8 protein-coding genes and 2 pseudogenes are annotated in these 11,565 nt (G+C 53.4%); 5 read left to right on the plus strand and 5 right to left on the minus strand.

The genetic code is table 11. The annotated features are described in order from the left end of the window. Positions 1-286 (minus strand): annotated as a pseudogene (locus NW835_RS02020) (hypothetical protein); the annotation flags it as partial. A gap of 483 nt (positions 287-769) precedes the next feature. Here NW835_RS02020 and NW835_RS02025 point away from each other — a divergent pair. Together NW835_RS02025 and NW835_RS02030 are read left to right on the plus strand one after the other, a co-directional pair. Continuing rightward, positions 770-1,999, plus strand: a complete 1,230-nt coding sequence (locus tag NW835_RS02025) for a 2OG-Fe(II) oxygenase (RefSeq protein WP_414398858.1) — start codon at positions 770-772, stop codon at positions 1,997-1,999. Beyond that, positions 1,972-2,928: a glycosyltransferase family 2 protein gene (locus NW835_RS02030; protein WP_414365987.1), complete on the plus strand. Its 957-nt coding sequence runs from the start codon at positions 1,972-1,974 to the stop codon at positions 2,926-2,928. The genes NW835_RS02025 and NW835_RS02030 overlap by 28 nt, the downstream gene beginning before the upstream one ends. A gap of 74 nt (positions 2,929-3,002) precedes the next feature. Here the strand turns inward: NW835_RS02030 and NW835_RS02035 are convergent, their stop codons facing one another. Next, positions 3,003-3,515 (minus strand): type IV pilin protein, encoded by a 513-nt coding sequence (locus NW835_RS02035; protein WP_414365988.1) that lies wholly within the window; start codon positions 3,513-3,515, stop codon positions 3,003-3,005. A 182-nt stretch (positions 3,516-3,697) separates the two neighbouring features. Between NW835_RS02035 and NW835_RS02040 the strand changes: the two genes are divergently transcribed. Continuing rightward, positions 3,698-7,486 carry an FkbM family methyltransferase gene (locus NW835_RS02040; RefSeq protein ID WP_414365989.1) on the plus strand — a complete coding sequence of 1,263 codons (3,789 nt, stop codon included), beginning with the start codon at positions 3,698-3,700 and terminating at the stop codon, positions 7,484-7,486. Between the two features lie 43 nt (positions 7,487-7,529). Here the strand turns inward: NW835_RS02040 and NW835_RS02045 are convergent, their stop codons facing one another. Then, positions 7,530-8,048 carry a phosphoribosyltransferase gene (locus NW835_RS02045; protein ID WP_414352298.1) on the minus strand — a complete coding sequence of 173 codons (519 nt, stop codon included), beginning with the start codon at positions 8,046-8,048 and terminating at the stop codon, positions 7,530-7,532. Between the two features lie 102 nt (positions 8,049-8,150). Next, entirely contained in the window at positions 8,151-9,071 is a 921-nt protein-coding gene (locus NW835_RS02050; RefSeq protein ID WP_414335893.1) for a branched-chain amino acid transaminase, read from the minus strand. A 280-nt stretch (positions 9,072-9,351) separates the two neighbouring features. On the opposite strand from NW835_RS02050, the gene NW835_RS02055 reads away from it, so the two are divergent. Beyond that, on the plus strand, positions 9,352-9,672 hold the full coding sequence (locus tag NW835_RS02055) for a PepSY domain-containing protein (RefSeq protein ID WP_414414392.1): 321 nt from the start codon (positions 9,352-9,354) through the stop codon (positions 9,670-9,672). Between the two features lie 251 nt (positions 9,673-9,923). Next, positions 9,924-11,366: a hemolysin family protein gene (locus NW835_RS02060; protein WP_414414393.1), complete on the plus strand. Its 1,443-nt coding sequence runs from the start codon at positions 9,924-9,926 to the stop codon at positions 11,364-11,366. Between the two features lie 4 nt (positions 11,367-11,370). On the opposite strand, the pseudogene NW835_RS02065 reads toward NW835_RS02060, so the two are convergent. Beyond that, a pseudogene (locus NW835_RS02065) lies at positions 11,371-11,565 on the minus strand (arginine decarboxylase); the annotation flags it as partial.

Raw genomic sequence — 11,565 nt, forward strand, 5'->3', positions numbered from 1 at the left:
TGCTAAGTGTTGCTACTGTACCCCTTGATTCCTTAACAGGCTGTAAGTCAAACTCCTTATCTGCAATCTGCTCAGATTGCTGTACAAAGTCGTAGAGGTCATAATCTCCTTCTGGGCACTCCACTAGGCCGCCGGTGAAGTTGACAAAGCCTAACCCAAATCCCTTTGCTCTTGCCTTGGGACAGAGGGTTACCTGCCGGTCTGAAAGCAGAGGGGGCGGGATGTAGTCGGGTGGAGCTGGCCAGTTGAGAAGAATACGCGGAGCTGCGGCCTTGGTACCCTTCATTTTTTGATTCTTCGCTCGGGCAGTCCGTAGGAGCTTAGCAGTCCTAGGTTTATGAAACGGTTATAAAGCCAGCTCTACTCCTCAGGGATCCGTCAAAGCCCTTGTTTAGGCCGCCCCTGCAGCTTTCTAGAGCTGGATCGATAACTGGCAACCCTAGCTTGCCCTGGAAGTCAGGCTAAAGAAGAAGGGATCCCTTGACCCTCTATTGGGATAGGCCATGGGCAGCCCCGCCGTTGATAGACCGGATTTGGCTGGCCTACCTACCCAAGCGGCCACCTGCCGAGGTCAAGTAGGAGCAGCGACGGGCAGAGCACCTGGCACAAAAGCTGCGGGAACTAGGGGTGAATCCGGGTACATTAGGCTAGAGAGAACGGAACGCCAGGGATCCCTTCCATGCAGTGCCAAGACCTTACTCAGGAGCTTGCTTCCGACCTGGAGCAAGTCGGGAGTCTCGCTCAGCTATTGGACTGGGCTCTAGGTCGCATGCCTGAACAGCAGATCTTTTGTCAGATCGGCTGGGAAGACTCAGGAGCTGGGCTAGAGGCAATGCTTCGCCATCCTGAAAAACTAGCAGTAATTCTACGGGATCCGCTCCAGAATTCTTCTAAAAAATTGCCCAGCGCGGAAGATCTCCAAGCCCAGATCCTTCGGCTAGGGTTAGAAGAACGGGTTCTGCTGCTAGAAGGATCCATCCCCGCTCTTCTGGCAGATTTGGGGGAAGGGTTTCCCGATGCCCGAATTGGCGTTTGCTTCTGGGCGGAGCTTGTTGACTATCGCACCCATTTGCTCCAGTCCCTGCTTCTGCGGGATTACCTGGCTGAGCCGGCCCTGTACTTGGTCGATCACTGCCGCTACGGATCCCTTGCCCAATCGACCTTAGATTTGATGGGGGTGGATCCCGCTTTTCATCTGCAAAAAGCTTTTCCCAAGCTCAGCCAAGGGATCCATCTCTTGAGCTGGGATCCCCAACACAGAGCTTTAACTGAGCAAGATTTGGCTTACATCCGGGAACTCGGCCCAGGGTTGTTGCTGAATGCCAACCCAGTATCCCTCACGTTTTCTCAGCCAGATCCGCCGGAGCAGCCCCGGTTCTATCCTTGTAAGTACGTTAAGCTAGATAACTTCCTACCAGCTGAAGTCAACCAGGCCATCTTGCAGCATGCCATTGCTCACCAAGATAAGTTTATCCCTGCGAGAAGCTATAGCCAAAGCAACACTGAGGCTGACTCTCTCAAGTTTCGGCGCTCCCTAAGGCTAGATTTGGCTTACTTTCAGGAGTATGGATCCCTGCTGAGGGAGAAGATTGCTAGGGTTGCTCCTCAAATCTTTGTGGAGCTAGGCATCGAGAACTTCGATATCCAAATCTTCGAGATGGAGATGATTGCTAGCTATGATGGCTGCTACTTTACTCCCCATACCGATAATTCCTATCCCCAGACAGCCTTTCGTCAGGTAAGCTGTGTGTACTACTTTCACAAAGAGCCCAAGCCCTACCGAGGGGGTGAGCTGCGTATTTACGATACTCAAAGGCAGAAGCCCCATCCGCCAATTCTCCATGGAACCTATGATGAGGTGATTCCAACTAACAACAGCATCGTCTTCTTCCCTAGCAGTTGCCTGCACGAAATCCTGCCTGTGTTTAGTCCCAGTCAAGCCCTTGCCGATAGCCGCTTCACCATCAACACTTGGTTAGGAACCAAGCAACTTGCCTAAAGGCTCGAATTCAATATGGCCAAAGTCTGTATTGTTACCACCTCGCCATCGGGATCGCCCACATCTATATCTTCTTTGACGATCCGGAGGATCCTGCTGCTCAGATAGCGCTTAGATTCTCCGACGTAACAGCTATTCCCAATGACGAAGCTTTGCAAGTCCAGCAAGCGCTAGGCAATATCCTCTATGCAAAATATGGCCCTCATGTCAGCTACGAGGTCATGGCCCGCCAGATTTTAAATGTGGAAACTGCTATACAGATTGCCCTTGAGCAAGGCATGGATTGGATCATTCACATTGATGGAGATGAGCTCTTCTACCTCGGCGAGGCACTTACCTTGGATTGGTTTGACCAGCTAGGTAGCGACATACTTCAGGTTCGCTTCTTAAACTACGAGGCAGCCCCCGAAAAGTTTGAGATTGAAGATTACTTTCGCGAAGTTACTCTGTTCAAGCAAAACCCTGCTGTTTTAGATCCCAACTTTTATATTAAGTTTGAGAGTATCTCTGGCAAGGGCCAATACTTTTTAGCCTATCAAAATGGGAAATCAGCAGCTCGGATTTATCCTAATCTTTTGCCCAACAGCGTACATAGTTTTGACATTCCAGAGGAGCATACCCTAGTCACCTCATCTCCCGCTGTTTTGCACTACTTGAATTGCGGCTTCCAGAACTACTACAAGAAGTACGCTCAACTGGGAAACTTTCCCGACTACTGGTGGCGCTCAAAGTCTAATCCCATTCGAGTTCCCTTCCACTTGGCCTCAAGGGATGCATACTGTTCAGGAGATGTCAACCAAATGGTGGCTCTTTACCAAAAGTTTGTACTCTACAGCAACTCTATGATTAACCAGAGCTTGATAGAAGAGGGTATCCTCACCCGCATCTGCTATCCTTCCCAGTTGCTAGCGACTGTGCTTGCCCCCTGAAAATCTCAGGTTGTCTCAGAGGACTAAAAAAAGCTCCCCAAAGGGAGCCAAGCAAACAGTGGAACCTGCAGAAACTATTGAAACACGTTGCAGCTCTTGCCTACAAAAGTGTCGAGAGCAGCTACAGCTGCCTCCTCATCTCCTAGGCCAATGGTGCATTGAATGCGGCTACCCGAGGAAGTGACATATGCTGTTGCACTTGAAAGCGCAGTCGTGTCCCAACGGACGCCCTGCCGGTCGCTATTACTTGCCACTGGTGTTTGGTAGTTAGGTGCACTCCAGGGGTCGTTCAGGTATTTGCCCTGGTTAGGCCCAGGAGCTTGGATCCTAGAGTAGGCATCCGGGTAAATACTGGTGTCCAGCCGATAGACTTCAGAAGCCCGCCCTACTGCAGTGAGAGCAGCTTGAGCCTCGGCCGTGCGGGAGCGGCGCACTTGGTTCAGGAATTGAGGGATCGCCACCGCGGACAGCACGCCCACAATCACGATCACCACCAGCAGTTCGATCAGGGTGAAGCCCTTGGCTTGGGAGAGAAGTTGCTGAGCCAGCTTGGCCCGCAACAGAGACTGACGAGACTTCGCGCTCATGGTCCTCGATCCTCAGTTACTAGAGAGTTACTTGGGCAGGTTACCTGCCAGTCTTAACCTACCCAGCCTGAGGGCCATTCATAACAGCCTGTCCCCAAGCAAAATTGCGGATCTTTGGGGGGGTGGCTCCAGAAAGGTTCCGTAGTCATGGCAGATTAAGACCAGCGCTCTCCTTTCGGCCCATGAACCTCGCCCTACAAGCTCGGATCCTGGAAGGCAAGCAACTGCTGCAGCAATCGCCGGCTGTCTTTGCAGAATGGCTGGCGGCTTTCTACCCACAGCAAGATCCAGAGGCATGGCGAGAGTTCTTGTGGGGACTCTTTGACCTTGGGGTGCCTTCGCCGTCTGGAGAAGCTTTCCCAGCTGACCGGGTAGCGACTACCCTTGCGGCGCTGGAGCAAGTTTTGATTTCGGGCCGCCTAGACCTTGCCTACCAGGTCTACACGTCGCTGGTCAAGGCCGGGATCCTGCCATCGGAGAAGGTGATAGAGCTATTGCTGTCTTTGGCAGGCCGTCTGGAAAATACGCCCACCCGGGATCCCCAGCAGCGTTTGCGGATCTGCCTGAAGCTGCGGGAGATGGCTTTTGAGTTGGATCCACACCAGCGGGATAACACCCAAGTTCTGCTGTTGCGGGCCTTGCAAGCTCAAGACGAGCTGGCCGTCGGCTTCTACGGGCAGGCCCTGGTGGAGCATTTGGCCAGTCTGGGAGATGAGGAGACCATAGACATTACCCAGGAGTCGCTCCTAACCGAACTCCTTATTCGGCTATGGGATGACGGCTACCTGGATCTGTTTTTCGAAGTGGCCACAGCTCTACAAGCTCATCTCCTAGAGAGTCAGAAATCCGGCTTTGCCGCTCTCCTAGCTCAGCTAGCCCAGGCGGCAGCTCCGGAGCAAGCCAAGCGCTATCAAGGTTTGTGGACAATAGAAGACTTGATCGGCGACTTCTTTCAGAGGGCAGCTCGTGCCCTCTTTGGAGACTCTACTAGCGACGCTTATTCCATCTTGGGAGAAGCGCTTCTTGCGGCAGCCGCAAGCCCCCAGGCAGAGGAAAACTTCTCGCTGTGCCTATCTCTTCTCTCAGAATCTTTGGAAAAGCTGATCCACGCTGCTCGGCCAGACAGGGTGAGCTTTGTCATTCAGAAAATTATGGATTTACTCACCTCAAGTTCTATTGACCTAGAGTCTCTAAAAGTAAATGAAGAAAATATGCTTGAGAGCTTAACCGTCGCCAAAGCTATTCTCTTTCGAGTCTGCTTTTGTTGGAGCTATCTAACAGATGATCGATCTCTAATTCGTCGTTACCAGCAGCTTGCTGGCAGGATTTTTAACGATTGCCTCAGCCTCATGGCCTCCCAGCGCGATTTCCTGTGGTCAGAGTATTGGAAAAGAAATCAGCAAGATTACCAAACAGTCAGTGGAGAAAGCCGTAAACTTCGAGTTGGTTTCCTGGGCAGCTGTTTTCAGCGACACTCAGTAGGCTTCCTCAGCGAAGCCATTTTGAGAAACTTATCCCGTGATGTATTGGATATTTGTTACTACTACTACCAGGGCTGGAAAACCGAGGAAATGGCCAGCCGCGACAACATGTATCGGAAGTTTCGATCCCAGGAGAGCCTTCATTTTCGCTTCTTCTCTGAAGGAGTTAGTGCTCCTCAAGTGGCCGCCCAAGCTCGCGAGGATCATATCGATATCATGGTTTTCATGGACTCTATCACCAGCCACGACGCCAATATCGTAGCAGCTCTGCGGGCTGCCCCTATCCAAATTGGCTGGCTAGGGGGAGATGCTGTCGGCTTGCCTGAGTTTGATTACTTCTTTGCTGATCCTTATATTCTTCCCGAAGATGCGCAGGCTGATTACCACGAAGAAATTATCCGCCTACCAAGCTATTGTGCAGTTGACCATCTGGACGTTATCCCGGCCGATGAGGTGGACTTCAAAAGTAAGTTAAGAATAGGCCCAAGAGATGTTGTTCTCCTTACTGCGGCCAATGCCTACAAGCGAACTGACGACTGTATCAATGCTCATTTGCAAATTCTAAAAGCCATTCCCAACGGAATTCTCATTGTCAAAGGCTCAGGGGAAATTGCCACAGTGGTTAGACGCTACCAAGAGAAGTCTAAAGAGCTAGGCGTCTTAGACCGTGTCCGCTTTCTGGCCAAAGCTGGGAGTGTGGAAGAGCATCGTGGCCAACTGGGTTTAGTTGACTTAGTTCTAGACACTTTCCCTTACACAGGTGCAACCCACACCATGGAAGCCCTTTATATGGGTGTGCCAGTTCTTACCCTGGTAGGCCGCCATTACTATGGCCGCATGAGCTACAGTCTGCTGAAAAATATCGGTCTAGAAGAGTGCATCACCTGGTCGGTAGAAGAGTTTATCCAACGTGGGATCCAACTGGGCAACAATCCGGAGCAACTCAACCGAATTAAAAAGCAAATCAAAGATTCTCGCCGCTGGTCGATAATTTGGGATCCGCGTGAGCATGCCCGCAGCATGGAAGCTGCCTTCTTCCACATTCTGGAAGGCAAACCTCATGAGACCTATGTCTTTCACCCCAACGACTTGTACTCCAGCCCAGACGAATGGAATCAAGCGGGGATCCAGCTCATTCGTTCCCTAGGCGCCGATGCTTCCGTTGCAACGCGCCAATCCACCTGGGAAGAAGCGCTGTCTCTCTGGCGAAGGGGCTTGGCAAGGGATCCCTATCATGTCCCCTGTTGGCTAAACCGAATCCATGCCCTATTGGTATTGGGAGATCGTTCTCGCGCTTTTGAGGATGCCTATGCTCTACTGGAGTTTTTGTGTACAGAAGCCCAGGATCTGCAACCTTCCCAGTTGACAGATGTTCCCATTTGGGTTCAAAGCGAAGGTTTTTCGGATCCCGCTGCTTCTACAAAACATACCTACCTATACTATTTAGCTAAGTGGATGGCCGCCCACATTGGGGTTGTATATAGCCCAGGAGCCATGAGGTTTTGGAACCTGACTTATTCTATAAACCCAGATGACACACAGGCAGCCTTGGCGGTGGGAGTTGAGCTCCTCTCGCAGAGAAAGATAGAAGGACTAGTGCCAATCAACCGCGTGCTCAGTCTCGATCCAAACCATCAACTAGCAGGTCTAGTCAAGCAAATTGCGATGTGGGAAGTTGTACACCAAGTGCGCACATCTTCTTTGCCTGGCCAGCCGGATCTTTATCTCGACTACGAAAATTGTAGGCTTTCACTAGAACCTTCATTCTCAAGTATCGTGACCCGAGTCCTACTTACCCAAGGGGAGTGGTTTGAGGAAGAAGTGGATTTCTGCCGTCACTTCCTAAAAGCAGGCATGAATGTTATTGATGTGGGCGCTAATGTTGGGGTGTACACTTTTCTTGCTGCACGCCGAGTCGGCCCGGCAGGCAGTGTGATTGCAGTTGAGCCGACACCTTCCTGCATTCAACACCTGCAAAAGACAATCAGTGCTAACTCCCTAGACAATATTGTTTCCCTTGTTGAGTCTGCTGCTGGAGACCATGAGGGTACCGTCCAATTTCAGGAAGAAAGGGCTACCGTATTTAACTCCATCAGTGCTTCAGGGCCAGTGTCAGAACAAAGATCAAGAGATGAAAAAGTAGTAAGTCTTACTACTTTGGATTCTATCTGGCGCTCGCAGGGAAAGTCGCAAGTTGATCTCATCAAGATCGACGCAGAAGGCGCCGAAGAGCAGGTCATATCCGGTGCGCTAGAGTTGGTTGCTGCCACCCAGCCTATTGTTATTTTTGAGAATATCAGCGGTTCTAAAGTTACGGGATCTGCTACCGCGAAGATCCTGGAGTCGCTAGGATATGGGTTTTATACCTACAACCGTTTCCTGAATAAACTCACCAAAGTTAAGCCCCAGCAATATCCAGTTTCCGCCTTAAATATCATCGCAATCCACCCCTCAAGCTTGGAAAAAGTGGCAGATATGATACCAGCCTAGACTTACCAAATTCCTTGAAGAAGCAAGCCTTGAGCAAAATTAACTAACCCGAAGAACGCAGCGACTCCATCAACTGCTGGGGCGTCATCTGCTCGTAGGGCTCGAAGGGCTGGTGGATCCAGGGGTTATCGGGCAGGTAGTCCACGTAGTAGTCGGGCTGGTAGACAGAGGCCGCTTTGTACCAGAGTACGCCAGTGCGGATTTCCTCGATGTAAAAGCCGTAGTGGTGCTTAAGCCAGTGGACGGAGCGCTTCAGGGTCATGCCGGAGTCGGCCAGGTCGTCCACCAGCAACACATGGCTGCCTAGGTTGGCAGTGGTCATGGCCAGATCCCGCGAAAAGGTCAGTTGCCCCCGTTGGCGATTGCCAGGGCCGGAGTAGGAAGAAGCGGCGAGAATGGCTAGGGGGAGGTCGAAGAGACGGGCCAGGGTATCGCCGATGCGCAGCCCGCCTTTGGCGATGCAGACAATTTGGTTGAACTCCCAGCCGCTTTCATAAACTTTGACGGCCAGCTCTTCGATTTTGCGGTGGTAGTCGGCCCAGGTAATAGAAATCTCGTGCAAGGGATCCCTCTCCCGCAGTCTGGATTGCTCAATTCTAACTATATTGATTGATTCTTTTGATTCTTTTCCCATCGACCGGCCTGACGATGGCAACCTGAGGGTCTAGCTTTCTTTCAGCGGGATCACCTTCACCCAATGGGCATAGGCGGGATCCCGATTTTCGGTGATGGCCGTCAGCTTCTGCCGCAACTGCTCGGTGATGGGGCGGGAGGGGGGCAAGACGTATTGCTCGATCTGGCGAATGGGCGTGATCTTGGCGGCAGTGCCGGTGAGGAAGGCTTCCTCGGCAATCAACAGCTCCGACTTATCGACCGGACGCTCTTGGGTGGGGATCCCCAGGTCGCGGGCCAGGGTGAGAACGCTGTCGCGGGTGATTCCTTCCAGGATGTCTTGGTCAAAGCTGGGGGTAATCAGCACGCCGTTGCGCACGATGAAGATGTTCATGCCCGAGGCTTCGCTTACCTTGCCTTGGGAGTTCATCAAAATGGCCTCATCATAGCCGGACTGCACTGCCTCAGTTTTGGCCAGAGAAGAGGTGATGTAGGCGCCGGTGATCTTGCCTCGCAACGGCAGGCTGCGATCCTCTTGGCGGGCCCAAGAGCTGATGCGGCAGGTGACTCCCTCTGGTGAGAGGTAGTCTCCCAACTCCAACCCGTACACGAAAAAGTCTTTCTCGATGTTGTGCAACCGCGGCGAGATGCCCAGGTCGGAGGTGTAGACCAGGGGGCGGATGTAGAAAGAGGTGGAGGGGCGATTTTTGCGGATCAGCTCCACGATCACCTGCTCGATCTTTTCGGCGGGCAGATCGAAGCAGAGCAGGCGAGCACTCTGGCTCAGCCGTCGGCAGTGGCGATCGAGACGAAACACCAGCACCTGATCCGGATTTTGCGGGTCGGGGATCCCGCGTAGACCGCCAAAGGCTGCCGTCCCGTAGTGCAGAGCATGGGTGGCAATGGAGATCTTCGCCTCGGCAAAGGGGACGATCTGGCCCTGAAAGTAGGCGTAGGGCAGAAAATCCGGCATGGTCGGCACCTACTGCGGTGGGAAAAGATGTAAGAGTAGGAATATTATCACCGATGGAGGCAGCACCGGCAGCCCCAGCGTTGGCAGCACTCGGAAAGATATGCGCACTGCAGTGTTTTTTAGCCAGTCAAGTTCTGAGAGGGCTGTGGAGGCAAACAGCTTCTAACTTACGAGGGGCCGACGAACTACACCCCATGACGCAAGGAGTCCACTCCCTTTGCGAAAGCAACAGTGCTCCTTTTGGCAAGGCTTCTTTCACCCCAAGGTTGGTAGGGTAAGAATGTGGTTACTCAAACAGTTGAAAATGAAGCTTCCAAAACTTGCTGTTGCTTCCTTGCTTGTGCTGGGCGTTTTGCTCCTCAGCAGCCCGATGTTATCGGTAGGCAAGAGTACAGAGGTAGCTTTTGCTCAATCTCCTGCTCCAGCCGTCCGCATTGAAGAAGCGATTCAGATGGCTCGATCTGCTGTTCCCGATGCTGTGATCAAAGAAGTTGAGTTGGAGCGCGAAGATGGCCGCTTAGTTTGGGAAGTAAAATTCACCAACGATGTTGAGGTCAAGATCGACGCCACTACCGGCGATGTTGTCGATATCGATGACTAGCCCTCAGGGGGGCACAAACTGGGGTAAGCGTTGCCGGAAAAAGCGGTAGTTGCCACTGCCTGATGAATGCTTGATGAAAAAGTAGCAATCTTGAGAACTGCAAAAGCTGGGGATCCCGTTTATTTGGGCAGGGGGAAGGTGTTCGCATGATAGACACCCGCTGGCTGAGGCCAGTTTAACTGCTGGCCAGGGTCAGGTGGTCGAGTCAGTCTGGGCTAAAATGCTGTCTATCCGTCTTGCTGCTCCCCCTGATGGACGACCCCCCTTTAGTCTCAGCGGCTACTTTCCCCAACACTGAGCTTTCGTGGGGAGATGCGTCTCTTAGTCTCTTTTGGGTCATCGCTCTTCTGGCCATCAACGCTTTTTTTGTGGCGGTGGAGTTTTCCTTGGTGTCGGCGCGGCGCTCCCGCATGGTGCAGTTGGCCAGCGAAGGGAACCGCCAGGCGGCAATTGTGCAAAAGGCCCAGGAACAGTTGGAGTATGCCCTCTCCACCACCCAGTTGGGCATTACCCTGGCCAGCGTGCTGCTGGGCTGGATCGGGGCCACCCAGGTTGCGCCGACACTGTTTTTGGCCTTGAGGCAGTTGGCCTGGTTGCGGAACGTGGATCCCGCCGTTGTTCAGGGGGTGGCAGTGGTGGTGGTGTTTTCGCTGCTCACCTATTTCCAAATTGTGGTGGGGGAGCTGATCCCCAAGACTCTGGCCATTCTCTACTCGGAGCCGATTGCCCTAAAACTGGCCTGGCTCAACCGCTTGGTGAGCCGCTTTTTGCACCCTTGCGTGGAGCTGCTCCGGTTCTCCTCCCGCTGCTTGTTGCAGCTTTTTGGCGTCCCCATCCCGGAGGCCACTTCTTTTTACAGCACCATGACGGTGGAGGAGCTGCAACTGTTGATCGCCTCGTCGGTGGAGTCGGGCAACATCGAGGCGGAGGAGCGGGAGCTGTTGAGCAATATCTTCGAGTTCGGCGAGACGGTGGCCAGCGAGGTGATGATCCCGCGCACCAGCATCGACGCGGTGCCGGAAACCGCTACGGTGCAAGAGGTGCTGGCCGAGGTGGCCGAATCGGGGCATTCCCGTTACCCGGTCTACGGCGAGTCTTTGGATGACATCCGCGGCCTGATTCATGTCAAGGAGCTGGTCGGCGAGCTGGCCAAGGGATCCCTGGATTTGCACAGCCCCATCACCCCTTTCATTCGCGAGGCCCACTTTGAGCCGGAGAACAAGCTGATTGCTGAACTGTTGCCGGAGATGCGGCAGCACCACTGGCCAATGGTGGTGGTGGTGGACGAGTTCGGCGGCACGGCGGGCCTGATCACCATCCAAGACCTGGTGGAGGAGATTGTCGGCAAGCTCTCCGATGGCCCAGATCCCAAGGCGAAGGAGCCGGATATTCAGGAGCTGGACGAAAATACCCTCCTCATCCAGGCCCAGTTGGATATTGAAGAGGTCAACGAGCGCTGCCACCTCAACTTGCCCCTCCACGAGGACTACCAGACGCTGGGGGGCTTTTTGATCTACCACCTGCAGAAGATCCCGCGCGTGGGGGAAAAGTTCACCTACCAAGACATGGAGTTCCAGGTGGTGCGCATGGAAGGCCCACGGGTGGATCGGGTGAAGGTCGTTCGCCACCGCCGCAGCTCTCCCAACCCGCTGCCAGTGCTCCCCCCCGCCCAGACGACCAAGCCTGGCTCTTGAGGAGCTAGGTTTTGACGACCTTGAGGGTTTGCAGCCGCACATCTTCGGGGCCGTTGATAAAGCCGCCTGCCTCGTGCACCAACAACAGATAGTCCACCGCTTCCTGGGTTACCTCTTCGCCGGGCACCAAGATAGGGATCCCAGGGGGGTAGGGGGAGATGATCTCGGCACAGATGTGGCCTACGGCTTCCTGAAAGGG

The sequence above is a fragment of the Synechococcus sp. OH2 genome, assembly GCF_047462155.1.
Lineage (GTDB): Bacteria > Cyanobacteriota > Cyanobacteriia > Thermostichales > Thermostichaceae > Thermostichus.